The sequence below is a fragment of the Streptomyces decoyicus genome, assembly GCF_019880305.1.
GTDB lineage: Bacteria > Actinomycetota > Actinomycetes > Streptomycetales > Streptomycetaceae > Streptomyces > Streptomyces decoyicus.
The window spans coordinates 6432121-6449372 of record NZ_CP082301.1; the positions used below are offsets into that span (position 1 = coordinate 6432121).

Annotated in this window: 11 protein-coding genes and 1 pseudogene; 8 read left to right on the plus strand and 4 right to left on the minus strand. The window is 71.4% G+C overall.

Features of this window, described 5'->3' with window-relative positions; all coding sequences use genetic code 11:
• Nucleotides 1-27 precede the first annotated feature (27 nt).
• The 5 genes from K7C20_RS28210 (at nucleotide 28) to K7C20_RS28230 (ending at nucleotide 8843) form a co-directional block, all read left to right on the plus strand.
• Nucleotides 28-1686: a 3' terminal RNA ribose 2'-O-methyltransferase Hen1 gene (locus K7C20_RS28210; RefSeq protein WP_053210280.1), complete on the plus strand. Its 1659-nt coding sequence runs from the start codon at nucleotides 28-30 to the stop codon at nucleotides 1684-1686.
• A complete protein-coding gene (locus tag K7C20_RS28215; protein ID WP_245171796.1) occupies nucleotides 1683-4565 on the plus strand; it encodes a polynucleotide kinase-phosphatase in 2883 nt (960 codons plus the stop codon). The genes K7C20_RS28210 and K7C20_RS28215 overlap by 4 nt, the downstream gene beginning before the upstream one ends.
• A gap of 103 nt (nucleotides 4566-4668) precedes the next feature.
• Nucleotides 4669-5904: an arginine deiminase gene (locus K7C20_RS28220; protein WP_030076831.1), complete on the plus strand. Its 1236-nt coding sequence runs from the start codon at nucleotides 4669-4671 to the stop codon at nucleotides 5902-5904.
• 167 nt (nucleotides 5905-6071) lie between these two features.
• On the plus strand, nucleotides 6072-7076 hold the full coding sequence (argF, locus tag K7C20_RS28225) for an ornithine carbamoyltransferase (RefSeq protein ID WP_030076830.1): 1005 nt from the start codon (nucleotides 6072-6074) through the stop codon (nucleotides 7074-7076).
• Between the two features lie 228 nt (nucleotides 7077-7304).
• Nucleotides 7305-8843 carry an amino acid permease gene (locus K7C20_RS28230; protein ID WP_245171794.1) on the plus strand — a complete coding sequence of 513 codons (1539 nt, stop codon included), beginning with the start codon at nucleotides 7305-7307 and terminating at the stop codon, nucleotides 8841-8843.
• Here K7C20_RS28230 and K7C20_RS28235 read toward each other — a convergent pair.
• Nucleotides 8806-8922 (minus strand): annotated as a pseudogene (locus K7C20_RS28235) (ATP-binding protein); the annotation flags it as partial. The gene K7C20_RS28230 and the pseudogene K7C20_RS28235 sit on opposite strands and share 38 nt — an antisense overlap.
• Before the next feature lie 1102 nt (nucleotides 8923-10024).
• On the opposite strand from K7C20_RS28235, the gene K7C20_RS28240 reads away from it, so the two are divergent.
• Complete coding sequence (locus K7C20_RS28240; protein ID WP_030076824.1) at nucleotides 10025-10852, plus strand: enoyl-CoA hydratase family protein; 828 nt, start codon at nucleotides 10025-10027, stop codon at nucleotides 10850-10852.
• 2 nt (nucleotides 10853-10854) lie between these two features.
• On the plus strand, nucleotides 10855-13182 hold the full coding sequence (locus tag K7C20_RS28245; RefSeq protein ID WP_030076822.1) for a bifunctional salicylyl-CoA 5-hydroxylase/oxidoreductase: 2328 nt from the start codon (nucleotides 10855-10857) through the stop codon (nucleotides 13180-13182).
• Nucleotides 13183-13359: 177 nt separating this feature from the next.
• On the opposite strand, the gene K7C20_RS28250 is transcribed toward K7C20_RS28245, so the two are convergent.
• Both K7C20_RS28250 and K7C20_RS28255 read right to left on the minus strand, forming a co-directional pair.
• Nucleotides 13360-14331: a ScbA/BarX family gamma-butyrolactone biosynthesis protein gene (locus K7C20_RS28250; protein WP_030076820.1), complete on the minus strand. Its 972-nt coding sequence runs from the start codon at nucleotides 14329-14331 to the stop codon at nucleotides 13360-13362.
• A 148-nt stretch (nucleotides 14332-14479) separates the two neighbouring features.
• Complete coding sequence (locus tag K7C20_RS28255; protein WP_245171792.1) at nucleotides 14480-15076, minus strand: ScbR family autoregulator-binding transcription factor; 597 nt, start codon at nucleotides 15074-15076, stop codon at nucleotides 14480-14482.
• Nucleotides 15077-15302: 226 nt separating this feature from the next.
• Here K7C20_RS28255 and K7C20_RS28260 point away from each other — a divergent pair, with 226 nt between their 5' ends.
• Nucleotides 15303-16337: an MDR family NADP-dependent oxidoreductase gene (locus K7C20_RS28260; protein ID WP_053210278.1), complete on the plus strand. Its 1035-nt coding sequence runs from the start codon at nucleotides 15303-15305 to the stop codon at nucleotides 16335-16337.
• 53 nt (nucleotides 16338-16390) lie between these two features.
• On the opposite strand, the gene K7C20_RS28265 is transcribed toward K7C20_RS28260, so the two are convergent.
• Complete coding sequence (locus K7C20_RS28265) at nucleotides 16391-17026, minus strand: TetR/AcrR family transcriptional regulator (protein ID WP_030076814.1); 636 nt, start codon at nucleotides 17024-17026, stop codon at nucleotides 16391-16393.
• Nucleotides 17027-17252: the final 226 nt, after the last annotated feature.

A 17252-nucleotide genomic window follows, 5' to 3' on the forward strand; every position in this document is an offset into this window, starting at 1 on the left:
AGGCGTACTACCGCAATACTCGGACGCGTGTTCCTGACGATAACCACCACCGGCAGCGCCGACCGTCCCGCGACCGACCTCGGATTCCTGCTGCACAAGCACCCTGACAAGGCGCAACAGTTCTCGACGTCGCACGGAACCGCACACGTTCTGTACCCCGAGGCCGACGCTCAACGGTGCACGGCGGCCCTGCTGTTGGAGGTCGATCCCATCGCCCTGGTGCGCCGGAGCCGTGGGAAGGGCCGTGGCGGCGCTCCGGATTCCGCGCTGGGCCAGTACGTGAACGACCGGCCGTACGCGGCGTCCTCGCTGCTGGCGGTGGCGCTGCGAAGCGTCTTCGCGAGCGCGATGAAGGGACAGTGCACAGCACGGCCCGAGCTGGTGGCGCAGCCGCTGCCGTTGCGCATCGAGGTGCCGGTGCTGCCGGCCCGGGGCGGCTCGGCGCTGGTACGCAAGCTGTTCGAGCCGCTGGGCTGGCGGGTGCAGGCCGAGCCGCTGCCCCTGGACGAGACGTTCCCGGAGTGGGGCGACTCGCGCTACGTCCGGCTCGTACTGGAAGGGGAGTGCAGGCTCGCCGAGGCGCTGCGGCATCTGTATGTGCTGCTGCCGGTGCTCGACGACGCCAAGCACTACTGGGTCGCCCCGGATGAGGTCGACAAGCTGCTGCGGGCCGGCGAGGGGTGGCTGGAGAGCCACCCGGAGCAGCGGGTGATCGTCGGTCGCTACCTTGCCCGGCGCTGGTCGCTCACGCGCCAGGCCATGGAGCGGCTGGAACTGGAGCGGCTGGCCGAGTCGGATGACGTGGCCGCCGAGGAGATCGACAACGCGGTGGACGAGGAGGCGGACACCGAGGAGAAGCCGGTGCCGCTCGCCGTCCGGCGACGCGAGGCGATCCTCGCGGTGCTGCGCTCGGCCAAGGCGGCGCGGGTGCTCGACCTGGGCTGCGGACAGGGGCAGTTGGTCGGTGCGCTGCTCAAGGAAGGGCAGTTCACCGAGATCGTCGGGATGGACGTGTCGATGCGGGCGCTGCACGAGGCGCGGCGCCGGCTGCGGCTGGAGCGGATGCCCGAGCGGCAGTCGGAACGCGTACGGCTCGTACAGGGGTCGCTGGCGTACACCGACGGCAGGCTGAAGGGGTATGACGCGGCGGTGCTCAGCGAGGTCGTCGAGCATGTGGATCCGGCGAGGCTGCCGGCGCTGGAGTATGCGGTGTTCGGGTCGGCCAGGCCGCGGACGGTCGTGGTGACGACGCCGAACGTCGAGTACAACGTGCGCTGGGAGTCGTTGCCGGCCGGCCGGGTACGGCATGCGGACCACCGCTTCGAGTGGACACGGGAGGAGTTCCGGCAGTGGGCGCGGGAGGTCGCCGCGCGGCACGGCTACGAAGTGAGCTTCGGCCCGGTGGGTCCGGACGACCCCGAGGTCGGCCCGCCCACCCAGCTCGCACACTTCCGTATGGCCGGTGCGGGCGGCGGCAGCCGTGAGAGCGGCCGTAGCCGTGAAGGCAGCGGTGGCGGTGAAGGCAGCGGTAGCCGTGAAGACAGCGGCAGTCGTGAAAACGGCGGGAGCCGTACCCACAACAGCAGCGAAGACAGCGCCGGCAGCGAAGACAGCGCCGGCAGCGAAGACAGCGCCGGCAGCGAAGGCAGCGGTGCTTCGACGACCGGGAAGGAGGTCGCGGCATGACGGACGACGGCCGTACGGAGTACGGAGACGAGAACCAGCACACGCACGAGGACCGGCAGGGGAGCAGGACCCAGCGGGCTCGCGAGCCCGGGCCCGAGCCCGAGCCGCAGCCCCGGTCCGAGCCCGCGCGGCGCACGCTCGCCGTGCCCGACCTCTCGCTCGTGGTGCTGATCGGAGCCACCGGTTCCGGCAAGTCCACCTTCGCCGCCCGGCACTTCCGGCCGACCGAGGTGCTCTCCTCCGACTTCTGCCGGGGGCTGGTCAGCGACGACGAGAACGATCAGAGCGCGAGCAGCGACGCGTTCGAGGTGCTGCACTTCGTCGCGGGCAAGCGGCTGGCCGCGGGGCGGCTGACGGTCGTGGACGCCACCAACGTGCAGTCCGAGGCGCGCGCCCAGCTGGTGCGGCTGGCCCGGGAGCACGACGTGCTCCCCGTGGCCATCGTCCTGGACGTCCCCGAGCAGGTCTGCGCCGCACGCAATGCGGCGCGCGCCGACCGGGCCGGGCTGCCACGCCGGGTCATCCAGCGCCACCAGCGCGAACTGCGCCGTTCCCTGCGACACTTGGAGCGCGAGGGCTTCCGCAAGGTGCACATCCTGCGGGGTCAGGAAGAGGTGGAGTCCGCCGAGGTCGTCACGGAGCGGCGGTTCAACGATCTGCGCCATCTGACCGGCCCGTTCGACATCATCGGCGACATCCACGGCTGCCGTTCCGAGCTGGAGACCCTGCTCGGCAGGCTGGGCTATGAGCCGGTGCGCGACGCACTCGGCCGGGCCGTGGACGCCGTACACCCCGAGGGCCGTACGGCAGTCTTCGTCGGCGACCTCGTCGACCGCGGGCCGGACAGCCCCGGAGTGCTGCGTCTGGTGATGGGCATGGTGGCAGCCGGGCATGCGCGGTGTGTGCCGGGCAACCACGAGAACAAGCTCGGCCGCTACCTCAAGGGCCGCAAGGTCCAGCACACCCATGGGCTCGCCGAGACCATCGAGCAGCTGGACAAGGAGGATGCCGGCTTCCGGGCCGAGGTGGGGGAGTTCATCGACGGGCTGGTCAGCCACTACGTCCTGGACGGTGGCGGCCTCGTGGTGTGCCACGCGGGACTGCCGGAGAAGTACCACGGCCGGACGTCGGGCCGGGTGCGGTCCTTCGCGCTGTACGGCGACACGACCGGCGAGACCGACGAGTTCGGGCTGCCGGTGCGCTACCCATGGGCGGAGGACTACCGCGGCCGCGCCGCCGTCGTCTACGGCCACACCCCCACCCCGCGCGCCGGCTGGCTCAACAACACCCTCTGCCTGGACACCGGCTGTGTCTTCGGTGGTGCGATGACCGCGCTGCGCTGGCCGGAGCGCGAATTGGTGGACGTACCGGCGGAACGGGTCTGGTACGAGCCCACGAAACCACTCGCGACAGAGGCACCCGGCGGGGCGGACGGCCGTCCGCTCGATCTGAACGATGTGGCGGGCCGGCGGATCGTGGAGACCCGGTACATGGGCCGGCTCGCGGTCAAGGAGGAGAACGCCGCGGCCGCGCTGGAGGTGATGAGCCGCTTTGCGATCGACCCGCGGCTGCTGCCGTACCTCCCGCCGACGATGGCGCCCTGCGCGACCTCGGCGGAGGAGGGCTACCTGGAGCATCCCGCGGAGGCGTTCGCCGGGTACCGGGCGGACGGTGTGCGGGAAGTGGTCTGCGAGGAGAAGCACATGGGGTCTCGTGCCGTGGTCCTGGTGTGCCGCGACGAGACGGTGGCCGAGGAGCTGCCCGATCGCCCTCAGGGCAGGGGAGGTATCCCCATCGGGGTGCCGAAGGGGGAGTCGGGCGCCGTGTACACCCGTACCGGCCGGCCGTTCTTCGACGACCCGGAGACGACCGAGCGCATTCTGCGACGGGTCAGGGACTGCGCCGAGGAGGCCGGTCTGTGGGCGGAGCTGGAGACCGACTGGCTGCTGCTGGACGCCGAGTTGATGCCGTGGTCGCTGAAGGCGACCGGTCTGCTGCGCAAGCAGTACGCGGCCGTGGGCGCGGCGTCCGGGGCGGTGTTCCCGGACGTGCTCGGCGCGCTGGAGGCGGCGGCCGCCCGAGGGGTCGAGGTCTCGCCGCTGCTCACCCGGCAGCGGGACCGTGCCGCGGACGCCGCCGCGTTCACGGAGGCGTACCGACGCTACTGCTGGCGCGTCGGGACGGATCCGGCGGACGGCGCCGACGCGTCGGGTGCGACGGACGCCGAGGTGGCACCGGACGCGCCGACCGCCTCACCGGTGTCCGGCGGATCGGACCGGTTTGCCGGGCTCGGTGAGCTGGACGGTGTCCGGCTCGCGCCGTTCCAGATCCTCGCGGTGCAGGGCCGCAGCTTCGCCGGACTGGCCCACACCGACCAGCTGTCCCTGATCGACCGTCTCATCGCGGCCGAGGCCACGGTGGCGGCCCGGGACGGCGCGAGGGCCGAGGGCAGCACGGACCGGACCGGGCTGCTCGCCACGACCCGGCGGATCATCGTCGACACCGAGGACGAGACGTCGGTCGCGGCCGGTATCGCCTGGTGGCTGGACCTGACCGCGGACGGGGGCGAGGGCATGGTGGTCAAGCCCGTGCAGGCGCTGATACGGCAGGGCGACGGACGACTCGTCCAGCCCGGCGTCAAGTGCCGTGGCCGTGAGTACCTGCGGATCATCTACGGGCCCGAGTACACCCGCCCGGAGAACCTCAAGCGGCTGCGGGTACGTCATCTCGGCCACAAGCGCTCACTGGCCCTGCGTGAGTACGCGCTCGGCCTGGAGGCGCTCGACCGGCTGGCGGACGGCGAACCGCTGTGGCGGGTGCACGAGGCGGTCTTCGCGGTGCTCGCGCTGGAGTCGGAGCCGGTGGACCCACGGCTGTAGACGGGGTGATGGCGGCGAGGGGGAGGGGGCGGGGTAGCGCCGCCCCCGGCCCGACATCCCCCGACTCCCTCCGCCGAGCCGTCCGAGCGGCCAAGATGGGTGGATGGGATTCCAAGTCGACTCCGAGGCCGGGCGGCTGCGCCGGGTCATCCTGCACCGCCCCGATCTGGAGCTGAAGCGGCTCACGCCCTCGAACAAGGACGCCTTGCTCTTCGATGACGTGCTGTGGGTGCGCCGGGCGCGGGCCGAGCACGACGGGTTCGCGGACGTGCTCCGCGACCGCGGTGTGGAGGTGCACCTCTTCGGGGATCTGCTGGCCGAGAGCCTCCAGATCCCCGAGGCGCGGACGCTGGTCCTGGACCGGGTCTTCGACGAGAAGGAATACGGGCCGCTGGCCACCGACCATCTGCGGGCGGCCTTCGACGAGCTGCCGGTGCCGGAGCTGGTCGAGGCGCTGGTCGGCGGCATGACCAAGCGAGAGTTCCTGGAACGTCATGCCGAGCCGACCTCGGTCCGCTTCCATGTGATGGATCTCGACGACTTCCTGCTGGGCCCGCTGCCCAACCACCTTTTCACCCGCGATACCTCCGCCTGGATCTACGACGGGGTCTCGATCAACTCGATGCGCTGGCCGGCCCGGCAGCGCGAGACCGTGCACTATGAGGCGATCTACCGCCACCATCCGCTCTTCCGCGACCAGGACTTCCATGTCTGGTCGGAGGGGCAGGCCGACTTCCCCTCGACCATCGAGGGCGGCGACGTCCTGGTGATGGGCAGTGGCGCGGTACTGATCGGCATGAGCGAGCGGACCACTCCGCAGGCCGTGGAACTGCTGGCGCGGGGGCTGTTCGCGACGGGGTCCGCGCGCACGATCGTGGCGCTGGACATGCCTAAGCGCCGGGCGTTCATGCATCTCGACACCGTCATGACCATGATCGACGGGGATACCTTCACCCAGTACGAGGGGCTGGGGATGCTCCGCTCGTACACCATCGAGCCGGGCTCGGGCGACCAGGACCTCAAGGTCACCGATCATCCGCCGGAGCATATGCACCGCGCCATAGCGGCCTCGCTGGGTCTGTCCGACATCCGGGTGCTGACCGCGACCCAGGACGTGCACTCCGCCGAACGCGAGCAGTGGGACGACGGCTGCAATGTGCTGGCGGTGGAGCCGGGCGTGGTGGTGGCCTACGAGCGCAATGTCACCACGAACACCTTTCTGCGCAAGCGCGGCATCGAGGTGATCACGATTCCGGGGAGCGAGCTGGGCCGCGGGCGCGGCGGGCCGCGCTGTATGAGCTGTCCGGTGGCGAGGGACGCGGTGCCCGGGGCAGCCTGAGCGGGCACCCGGATGCGTTCGTGGAGCGTGACGCCGATCCGTGACGCTGTAGTGGTGCAGGAGGAGGTGCCGGCCCGTGCAGAGCCGCTTCGCATAGAGATGCGTCAGTGCGTATACACTTCCAGGATCCGAGTCCGTCCCGACTGCCGCGAACCAGGAGCCCACCCATGGCGATAGACCTCACGGGCCGCCACTTCCTCAAGGAGCTGGACTTCAGCGCCGAGGAATTCCGCCGACTGATCGACCTGGCGGCGGAGCTGAAAGCGGCCAAGCGCGCCGGTACCGAGGTCCCTCGCCTCCAGGGCCGGAACATCGCCCTGATCTTCGAGAAGACCTCGACCCGGACCCGCTGCTCCTTCGAGGTCGCGGCCGCGGACCAGGGCGCCTCGACCACCTACCTGGACCCGTCCGGCTCGCAGATCGGGCACAAGGAGTCGGTCAAGGACACCGCCAGGGTCCTGGGCCGGATGTTCGACGGCATCGAATTCCGCGGCAGCCGGCAGTCCGACGTCGAGGAGCTCGCGGCCCACGCCGGCGTGCCCGTCTTCAACGGACTGACCGACGACTGGCATCCGACCCAGATGCTCGCCGACGTGCTGACCATGATCGAGCACGGCCGGGGCCGCCCCCTGGCGGAGACCGCCTTCGCCTACCTCGGCGATGCCCGCAACAACATGGGCAACTCCTACCTCGTCACCGGCGCCCTGCTCGGCATGGACGTACGGATCGTCGCGCCGAAGCAGCTGTGGCCCGAGGAGACGGTCGTCGCCCGGGCGCGGGAACTCGCCGGGACCAGTGGCGCTCGCATCATGCTCACCGAGGACGTCGCCGAGGGGGTGCGCGGCGCGGACTTCGTGACGACCGACGTGTGGGTCTCCATGGGCGAGCCCAAGGAGGTGTGGGACGAGCGGATCGCGCTGCTCGCCCCGTACGCGGTCACGATGGACGTGCTGCGCGCCACCGGGAAGCCGGAGGTGAAGTTCCTGCACTGCCTGCCCGCTTACCACGACCTCGGCACGGCGGTCGGCCGGGAGATCCACGCCCGGCACGGGCTGTCGTCCCTGGAGGTCACCGACGAGGTCTTCGAGTCCGCGCACTCCGTCGTCTTCGACGAGGCGGAGAACCGGATGCACACCATCAAGGCGGTGCTGGTCGCGACGCTCGCCCGGTGAGGGCGGCGGCCAGGCCACGGCCCCGGCGGACCTGAGGGCCCACCGGCCTGTGCGCACACCGTAGGAAACATCACACTGCATAGCCATACGGACATTTGGTCGATCATGCAGGTCAAGCGGTTACCATCGAATCGCTCGCGGGGCCCGGACCCATCGGTCCGGGCCCCGCTCCGTGTGCGGGCCCACCCCTTGCCCCACGCATCGCACCACCAGAGAGAGAACCACCTCATGCGCCTGTCCGTGTCCCGCCACCGCACCAAGGAGGCGCGGCCCGCCGCACCTCTTGCAGGTCCGTCCGGGCTGCGCATCAAGTCCCCCGATGTCCTCGTCGCCGAATCGGGCGCGGACCTCGAAGGCAACGGCCTCCGGCGCAGCATGGGGCTCTTCCAGCTCGTCTGCTTCGGCATCGGAGCCATCGTCGGCACCGGCATCTTCGTCGGCCTGTCCGACACCGTCGCCGAGGCCGGTCCCGCCGTCCTCGTCTCCTTCGTGCTGGCGGCCGTGACCTGCGTCTTCACCGCCTTCTCCTTCGCGGAGCTGGGCGGCGCGATACCGGTGTCGGGCAGCTCGTACTCCTACGCCTACGCCACCCTCGGCGAGCGCACCGCCTTCCTCGTCGGCTGGTGCCTGCTGCTCGAATACGGCATCTCGGTCTCGGCCGTCGCCGTCGGCTGGGGCCAGTACCTCAATGAACTGCTCGGCAGCCTGACCGGCTGGCAGCTGCCAGCCGCGCTCTCCGCCCCGCCCGGAGACGGCGGCATCGTCAACATCCCGGCCGTGGTCGTGATGCTGCTCGCCGCCCTGCTGCTCGTCCGCGGCATCCGGGAGAGCGCCCGCGCGACGGCCGCGATGGCCGTCCTGAAGCTCGCGGTCCTGGTCCTGTTCTGTGCGATCGGCCTCAGCGCCTTCCGGGCGGGCAACCTCTCGCCGTTCGCCCCGGAGAGCATCGCCGGCATCACCTCCGGCGCCTCGGTCGCGTTCTTCTCGTACATCGGCTTCGACGCCATCACCACGGCCGGCGAGGAGGTCAGGAACCCGCGCCGCAACATCCCCATCGCGATCATGGTCTGCATCGGCCTGGTCACCGTCCTGTACTGCCTGGTCGCCCTGTCCGCCATCGGCGCGCTCTCCTCCGACCAGGTCGCCGGCCGCCCCGCCGCGCTGTCGCTGATCGTCAACTCCGTCACCCACTCGACGCTCGGCGGCGGAGTGATCGCGTTCGGTGCCGTCGTCGCCATCGCCTCGGTCGTCCTCGCGGTCATGTACGGCCAGACCCGCATCCTGATGTCGATGTCGCGGGACGGTCTGATCCCGCGGATCTTCGAGCGGATCTCGTCCCGTACCTCCACCCCCGTCGCCAACACCTGGATCGTCACGGCCGTCTTCGCCGTGCCGGCCGCGGTCGTCCCGCTCGACGCGGTGATGAATCTGTCGACCATCGGGACGCTGGCGGTCATGGTCGCGGTCAACCTCAGTGTGATGGTGCTCCGCCGCACCCGCCCCGAGCTGCCGCGCCGCTTCCGCGTCCCGCTCTTCCCGGCCAGCCCGGTCCTCGGTATCGGCTTCTGCCTCTATCTGATGTACGGGACGGGCCCGGCGACCTGGCTCCAGTTCGCCGGGTTCCTGGTGGTGGGCGCGCTGGTCTACGCCTGCTACGGGCGCCGCCGCTCGCGGCTCGGGACCGCCCCGCAACAGCCCGCGGACGAGGCCGGCGAGGCTGCCGCCGACGTCAGTGCCGGCGTGGGCGCTCCTGTTCGGGGAGCGTGAACCAGACGGCCTTGCCGCGCGGTGTGGGGCGGCATCCGGAAGCGGAGCTGAGGGACCGGACCAGCAGCAGGCCACGGCCGTCGCGTCCCTGGTCAGGGCAGCTCCGGGTGGTGCCGTCGATGCGGTACGTGTCGGGGGTGCGGTCGGGTTCGGTGGCTGTGGGTGGGCCAGTGGCTGCGGCTGCGGCTGCGGCTGCGTCGGCATCGGTGTCGGCATCGGTGTCCGCGTAGCCATCGGCGTCGTCGGTCGCGTCGTTGCCCTCGCTGCTCTGCCCGGCAGGGTCACTGCCGTCCGTGCCCTCGCCGTGCCCCGTCCGCCCTTCGCCCTCCGTCCGCTGCATCGGGAGGTGGCCGTCTCCGGCGGGGTGGCCGTCCGCCTCGGGGTGCCCGTCCGTCGTGCGCCGACCGTCCGCCGTGCCGTGACCCGCCGCCGTGCCGTGACCGTCCGCCGCTCGGCCCGGTGCCGGGTCGGACGGTGCCCCCACCAGCACAGGAACGTCCAGGTCCGCCGGGGGCAGCGGGTCGCCGAGCCCCTGGACGAGCACCGGATCGCCGTCGTGCACCTCGATCCGGCAGCCGCCCGGCCGCAGCTCCACCACCAGCTCGATGGGGCCGGTGTCGCGGGTGTGCCTGAGGGCATTGGTGACCAGCTCGGCGGTCAGCAGCTGAGCGGTGGTGCGGTCGGCCGTGGCCCGGAGGTCCTGCATGGCGGTTCTGACCATCGCACGGGCGATGGGGGCCGCGGTCGCGCCGCGCGGCAGCGAGAGGCGCCAGATCGAGGGCGCGGGCGGTTCCAGCATGCGCTGTGCGTTCCGTTCGCAAAAGGCCAGGTCGGGTACGTCCACGGTAGGAAGCGCGGGGGTGGGCGGAGCAGGGGCGAGCGACCGCGAAGCGCATGACCTAAGTCATACGGCGGCCGGGACCTTGGTCCGGCCGCGCCCCTCACGCCCCGCGGTCCCTCCCCACCCGCCGCCTCCGCACATCCCACCGCCGGCCGCCCGACCCTTCCCACCTCTCCCACCTCTCCCACTCCCTCCCGCCGCCTCCCACGCCGCGCCGCTATCGCGTCCTCGTGACGACAGTCATGAACCAGTGATAACTTCGACAGGGCACAAGGCATAAGGCACATGGCATCCGGAAGAGCATCCACCGGCCGGTCGGCCAAAGGGGGCAGGCAGCCCGATGAGCCCGTTCGCAGGATCAGCCCGCAGTACAGACGCCTGGAAACACATCCGCGTGACCAGGAAGGACGGGATCGCCACCGTCACCCTGGCGCGCCCCGACAAGCTCAATGCGCTCACCTTCGAGGCCTACGCCGACCTCCGTGACCTGCTCGCGGAGCTGTCCAGGGAGCGTTCCGTGCGTGCCCTGGTGCTGGCGGGGGAGGGGCGCGGATTCTGCTCCGGCGGCGATGTCGAGGAGATCATCGGCGCCACCCTGGGGATGGACACCGCGCAGCTGCTGGACTTCAACCGGATGACCGGCCAGGTCGTACGGGCGGTGCGGGAGTGCCCGTTCCCGGTGATCGCGGCCGTGCACGGTGTCGCGGCCGGAGCGGGCGCGGTGCTCGCGCTGGCCGCCGACTTCCGCGTCGCCGACCCGTCCGCCCGTTTCGCCTTCCTCTTCACCAAGGTCGGCCTCTCCGGGGGCGACATGGGCGCGGCCTATCTGCTGCCCCGCGTCATCGGCCTCGGTCACGCCACCCGGCTGCTGATGCTCGGCGACGCGGTCCGGGCGCCGGAGGCCGAACGGCTCGGTCTGATCAGCGAGTTGGCCGACGAGGGGCGGGCCGACGAGGCGGCCGCGGCGCTCGCCCGGAGGCTCGCCGAGGGGCCCGCGCTGGCGCACGCCCAGACCAAGGCGCTGCTCACCGCCGAGCTCGACATGCCGCTGGCCGCCGCCGTGGAGATGGATGCCGCCACCCAGGCGCTGCTGATGAACAGCGCCGACTACGAAGAATTCCATGCCGCCTTCACGGAGAAGCGGACGCCCAAGTGGCAGGGGAAATAGCCATGAGGGTCGCCGTCATCGGTGGGGGGCCGGGCGGCCTGTACGCCGCTGTGCTGCTCAAACGCCTCGACCCCACCCGAGAGATCACCGTCTGGGAGCGCAACGCGCCCGACGACACCTTCGGCTTCGGCGTCGTGCTCTCCGACGAGACCCTCGGCGGCATCGAGCACGCCGACCCGGAGGTCTACCGCGCCCTCCAGGCGGAGTTCGTCCGCTGGGACGACATCGACATCGTGCACCGCGGCCGCACCCTGACCTCCGGCGGGCACGGCTTCGCGGCGCTCGGGCGGCGCCGGCTGCTGGCCGTACTGCACCAGCGCTGCCGCGACCTCGGCATCGCACTGCGCTTCCGTACCGAGGCCCCGCCCGCCGCCGAACTGGCGCGCTCGTACGACCTGGTGATCGCGGCCGACGGGGTGCACAGCGCGACCCGGACCGCCCATGCCGACGCCTTCCGCCCACGGCTGACCACCCATCGCTGCCGCTACATCTGGCTCGCCGCCGACTTCGCCCTCGACGCCTTCCGCTTCGAGATCGCCGAGACCGAGCACGGCGTCGTCCAGCTCCACGCCTACCCGTTCGCCGGCCCGTCGCCCGACCCTCACCCCGAGGCGCCGTCCTCCGGCGCGGAGGGGAGCCTCGGGGCCAGCACGGTCATCGTCGAGATGCGCGAGGAGGTCTGGCGCGCGGCCGGACTCGACCGCTGCGACGAGCGCGAATCGGCGGAATGGTGCGCCAAGGTCTTCACGGACGCCCTGCGCGGCCGGTCCCTGCGCTCCAACAACTCCAGCTGGATCGCCTTCCGTACGGTCGTCAACGACCGCTGGTCGCACGGCAATACGGTGCTGCTCGGCGATGCCGCGCACACCGCGCACTTCTCCATCGGCTCCGGCACCAAGCTCGCCGTCGAGGACGCCCTGGCGCTCGCGGCCTGCCTTCAGGAGCAGCCCGACACCGCCAGTGCCCTGGCCGCGTACGAGGAGGAGCGCCGCCCGGTCGTGGCCTCCACCCAGCGCGCCGCCCGCGCCAGCCTCGCCTGGTTCGAGGAGCTGGCCACCTATCTCGACCAGCCGCCTCACCAGTTCGCCTTCAACCTCCTCACCCGCAGCCGCCGGGTCACCCACGACAATCTCCGGCTGCGCGACCCCGGATTCGTCGACGCCGTCGAGGCCGAGGCGGGCACCCCGCCCGCCACGCCTCCCATGTTCACGCCGTTCCGGCTGGGCGGGTTGACGCTGCGCAACCGCGTCGTGGTCTCCCCGATGGACATGTACTCCGCCGCCGACGGCGACGGCACCCCCGGCGACTTCCACCTCGTCCACCTCGGTGCCCGCGCGCTGGGCGGCGCCGGACTGGTGATGACGGAGATGGTGTGCGTCAGCCCCGAGGGCCGGATCACACCGGGCTGTACGGGGCTGTATGCGCCGGAGCACGAGACGGCCTGGCGCCGGGTCACCGACTTCGTCCACACCTCCGCACCCGGCACCGCCATCGGCGTCCAGCTCGGGCACTCCGGCCGCAAGGGCTCGACCCGGCTCATGTGGGAGGGCATCGACCAGCCGCTCCCGGACGGCAACTGGCCGGTCGTGGCGCCGTCCGCGCTGCCCTACCGCCCCGGCGTCAACCAGGTCCCGCACGCGCTGGACGAAGCCGGGCTCGCCGCCGTACGCGAGCAGTTCGTCCGCTCCGCCGAGTCCGCCGCGCGGGCCGGCTTCGACCTTCTCGAACTCCACTGCGCCCACGGCTATCTGCTCTCCGGATTCCTCTCGCCGCTCACCAACCAGCGCACCGATGGCTACGGCGGCGACCTCACCGGCCGGCTGCGTTTCCCGCTGGAGGTCTTCGACGCGGTCCGCGCCGTCTGGCCGGCCGGGCGCCCGATGACGGTCCGTATCTCCGCGACCGACTGGGCGGACGGCGGCACCACCGCGGACGACGCGGTGGCGATGGCACGGGCCTTCGCCGCGCACGGCGCCGACGCCATCGACGTCTCCACCGGACAGGTCGTCACCGACGAACGCCCCGACTACGGCCGCTCGTACCAGACCCCGTTCGCCGACCGTATCCGCAACGCCCTCGGCGTGCCGGTCATCGCGGTCGGCGCCATCTCCTCCTGGGACGACGTCAACTCCCTGGTGCTGGCCGGGCGCACGGACCTGTGCGCGCTGGCCAGACCGCATCTGTACGACCCGCACTGGACGCTGCACGCCGCCGCGGAGCAGGGGTACGCCGGGCCGGGCGCCCCCTGGCCGCTGCCCTATCAGGCGGGCAGCCGTACCCCGCCGACCGGACGCACCGACGCGCCGAAGCCCCGCCTCACGCTGCGGTGACGGGGAGGCACGGGCAGCGGGGCGGGGCCGTTCGAGGGCCGGCCCGGCAGGGTGGGGAGCGGGACGGCGCCAGGGGCCGGCAGGGAGCCGGACGGACCGGTGAGAGGGCTCCTCAGGCAACCGGCGGCCCGGGGGACGCGGCCGGTCAGGGAGCCGGCGGTCCGGCGAGGGGGCCGGTCAGGGCGTCGGTACGCAGGTGATCTGCGCCGAGATCACCGGCTTGCCGTGCTGTTCCACGGTGACCTCGACCTGCCGGCGGCCGTCGGTGCGGCCGGTGGTCCGCGCCTGCACCCAGGAAGGCGCGTCGAGTTCGGCGTACCGTTCGAAGGAGCAGTCGATCGACGCGGGCACGGTGAAGCCGGGCGTTGCCGCCTGCGCGGCCTGCCGGGCGGCCTCGATCATCAGCATGCCGGGCGCGTGGTCCACGGGGTGGTCGAAGAGCACCGGGTGCGAGGTGTCCACCCGCAGCTGCCAGCGGTCGGGGCGGTCGGTGGGGGAGAGCACCACATCGCGGTCGCGTTCCCGGGCGACCTGCTGCGGGGCGACGGCCTGCGGCACCGCCAGCTTCCGGGAGTTGGCGAGCGCCACATCGCTGTATTCGCCGCGCAGCCGGCGGTAGACGGCCGGGCTGTGGCAGGAGTAGACGAGCGTCGCGGAGGCCAGGTCGGCGCCGTCGCACACGATCCGGAACTCCTGCCGGGCGCTGGCCAGCCGTTTGCCGCGGTGGACCATGTCGTGGTCGGTGATGTGCAGTTCGACCTCGGCCGGTTCCTCCGCGGTGCGCAGCGCCCGCGGCGCGAGGTCATAGCGGACCCGCTGCCAGATGATCGGGTGGTCGAGCGGCACATGGTGCACGACATGGCTCAGTAATATCCCGGCCTGCCGGATGGTCTCGATGACTAACACGGGGTCGTGCAGGCCGTGGACCGGACCGTAGAAGGTGTGGGCGCGCGGCCATTGGGCGCTGACCACCCAGCCGTCGTCCGCGCGCCGCCAATTGGTGAGGAACACCTCTGATATGGCGGTGCGGTGGACATACTCGCGCGGAACGGTCGTGGTGAGCTCCGACGGTCGGTTTCCGTCGCCGAACCGGCCTCCGGCATCGTGACACTGATCGCGCAAGTACGGCGTGAGCGTGGCGCTGGCCATAGGTGTTCCTTTCTGCTGTGCAGGCTCGCAGCGCCCTGACGGGCTGAGCCTTGGTGACGGCCCCGTGGCAATTAAGATACGGACCATGTGGTTTGTTTTCCAGCGTTCGGCGGGTGCCGTAGCTCCGTCAGGGCGGTGGGGGGAGGTGTCAGGCCGAGATCTTCACGCAGCGGCCGTGCGGGTCCAGATGACCCAGCGCGCCGGGTGAGGCCAGGCCCGGAAGGGTGTGCTTCCACAGGGCCGTGACGCGCTCCGGGAGATCGGCGCGGTTGGTCGCGGCCCGCGAGAACAACTGCACCCCCATGTAGGCGGCGACGAAGAACTCGGCCGCCCGGTCAGGCGCCACACCCGGCAGGAGTTCCCCGTTGTCCCGGGCCTCGGTGAACATCGTGGTGATGATGTCGGTCCAGGCCTGGTAGGGCACGAGCGGGTCCTCGCTGAAGGTCGTCTCGACCGCGATACGGGTGCCGGCCTGCAGTAATGGATCGCTGCGCAGGGCCAGCGCCACCTGGTGGGTGAAGTCGATGGCGTCCTGGAGCCGGGACTCGCTGACTTGCGGTAGGAACGGATCGGTCTGTTCCGTTATGACCGCGCGGGCCAGTGCGTCCTTGGACGTGAAGTGGAAGTACACGGCTCCCTTGGTGACCCCCGCGCGCTGGATGATCTCGGCCATCGTGGCGGCCTGGTACCCGCGGGTGCCGATGACATGAGCCGCTGCTTCGAGGACGGCACGTCGGGTGCGCACTGCGCGTTCCTGCTTGACCACCGATCATCCTCCGTATGCTCTCTTGGAGTTGTTGTGCCTGAGTGCGACCCGCCGCCCGTGGCCGCGCAGTCTATTTCCGCATCATAAAGAAGCCAACCATGCGGTATTGAATCTGTGCACGGGCCGGTGGAGGTTCGAGGGGCATGACCCGGCGTCACGAACCGGTGTGACGCCGTCGAGTGCTACGAGCGCGAGGAGCAGTCCGATGTCCCCCACCGCCGTCCCCGCCATACCTGCCGTACACCGCGAGGTACGGCTGGCCGACCGGGTCGAAGGCGATCTGGCGCCCCATCACTTCACCGTCGCCGAGGTCCCGGTGCCGAAGCCGGAACCGGGGCAGGTGCTGGTGCGCACCCGGGTGATGGCGGTGACCGCCGCGATGCGAACGCAGATGGCCGGAATGCCGCTGCCGATGGGCTCATTTGTGCCGGGTGAGGCGCTGTGGGGCTCCGCGGTCGGCGAGGTGGTGGCGGCGCCGGGCGGCGGCTTCACGCCCGGCGAACTGGTACAACACTCCCGCGGCTGGCGGGAGTTCGCGGCCGTCGACGCGTCGCGGGTACGGCGGCTCGACCCGGACGCACTGCCGGCTCCCGCCGCGCATCTCTCGCAGGGCGCGACGGCCTGGGGAGCGCTGCGCCGGGCCGCGGAGGTGCGGCCGGGGGACACCGTGTTCGTCACCGGCGCGGCGGGCGGTGTGGGCAGCCTGGCCGGGCAGCTGGCGCGGCGCCTGGGTGCCCGCCGGGTCGTCGGCAGCACCGGCTCGGAGCGCAAGGCGGCCCTGCTGCGCGCCGAGTTGGGGTACGACGACACGATCGTGCGCGGCGCCGGGCCGATCGAACGGCAGCTGCGCCGGGCGGCGCCGGAGGGTATCGACGTGCTGCTGGACACCGTGGGCGGTGAGCAGCTCACGGCGGCGCTTTCGCTGGCCCGACCCGACGCGCGGTTCGCGCTGGTCGGTGCGCTCTCCAGTCAGCTGGGCGGGGGCGGGGGCGGCGGCATCGCCGCCCTGGTGGAGCTGGACGCAGGGCTGATCGTCATGCGGCGGGTGGCGCTGCGCGGCTTCGGGCTGCATGCACACCCGGATCTGCCACAGGAGTGGACCAAGGAGTTCGGCCAGGGGCTGCGGGAGGGCTCCCTGGTCTTCCCGCATGCCCTTCTGAAGGGGATCGAGCAGGCGCCGCGGGCGCTGTGCGAACTTGTGCAGGGGCGTCATATCGGCGCGGTGCTGGTCGAGTTGTAAGGCCGGGTACGGGGCCGCGGCCGGGGAGTCCGGCCGGGCGGGGCCGGGCAGGGTCAGCCGGCCGCCGGGATCTGCGTCGGCGCCGGGATGCCGGCGGCGGGGAACCGGTCCGGCGCGGCCGGCAGCAGCGCCCACAGACCGACGATGGACTCCCTGTCCCACCACGTCCGGTCCTCGCTGCCCAGATGCAGCAGGCCCACCACGAGTGAGGTCAACAGCTGGGCCGTACGCCGCGGTTCGGTGTCCGACGCATGCGGTCCGGCCGGTCCGCCGGTTCCGCAGGTGACCGCCTTGTCGAGGAAGAGTGCGTACCAGCGCTGTTCCAGGGCGTAGATGCCGAGCCCCGGCGCGGTCTCCGGCCGCAGTCGCAGTCCGGCGCGCAGTACGGCGTCCGACTCCACCCGGCCGAACAGCTCAACGGTGAAGTCCCGTACAGCGGTGGGCAGTGGCTCCGGGGAACGGGTGAAGCCGTCCTCGATCTCCTGGAGGGTCGCGAGCGCGGCATCCCGCACCGCGAGCGTGAGGTCGTCCTTGGACGTGAAGTGGAAGTAGAGCGCCCCTTTGCTCAGCCGGGCCCGCCGGCTGATCTCGACCATGCCCGCGGCGGGTACCCCTTTCTCCAGGAAGGTCTCTGCGGCCGAGCGGATGAGTGCCTGGCGGCTCTGGATGGCGCGATGCTGGGTGGGCACGGTGTCCGTCCCGTCTCTAGTACGGCTGCGAGCTCAATGCAGTCTACATAGAAAACCAACCATGCGGTTCTGTATGCTCCATGAGAATGTCCGGAACTGGGGTGCCCTGGCGCGAAGACGACGATCTGTCGCCGGTTCGGATGTCCGGCGGCCTTCGGGGGGCGGTCTGCCCCCAGTCTGGCCGGTGGGTGAAGGGTTGTCGACCCGTCAGGGACGGCAAGGGTCC

What these genes read in the sequence shown, in the direction of transcription:
- K7C20_RS28215 (WP_245171796.1), top strand. Translation starts at nt 1,683, where the DNA reads ATGACGGACGACGGCCGTACGGAGTACGGAGACGAGAACCAGCACACG.
- K7C20_RS28220 (WP_030076831.1), top strand. Translation starts at nt 4,669, where the DNA reads ATGGGATTCCAAGTCGACTCCGAGGCCGGGCGGCTGCGCCGGGTCATC.
- argF (WP_030076830.1), top strand. Translation starts at nt 6,072, where the DNA reads ATGGCGATAGACCTCACGGGCCGCCACTTCCTCAAGGAGCTGGACTTC.
- K7C20_RS28230 (WP_245171794.1), top strand. Translation starts at nt 7,305, where the DNA reads ATGCGCCTGTCCGTGTCCCGCCACCGCACCAAGGAGGCGCGGCCCGCC.
- K7C20_RS28240 (WP_030076824.1), top strand. Translation starts at nt 10,025, where the DNA reads ATGAGCCCGTTCGCAGGATCAGCCCGCAGTACAGACGCCTGGAAACAC.
- K7C20_RS28245 (WP_030076822.1), top strand. Translation starts at nt 10,855, where the DNA reads ATGAGGGTCGCCGTCATCGGTGGGGGGCCGGGCGGCCTGTACGCCGCT.
- K7C20_RS28250 (WP_030076820.1), bottom strand. Translation starts at nt 14,331, where the DNA reads ATGGCCAGCGCCACGCTCACGCCGTACTTGCGCGATCAGTGTCACGAT.
- K7C20_RS28260 (WP_053210278.1), top strand. Translation starts at nt 15,303, where the DNA reads ATGTCCCCCACCGCCGTCCCCGCCATACCTGCCGTACACCGCGAGGTA.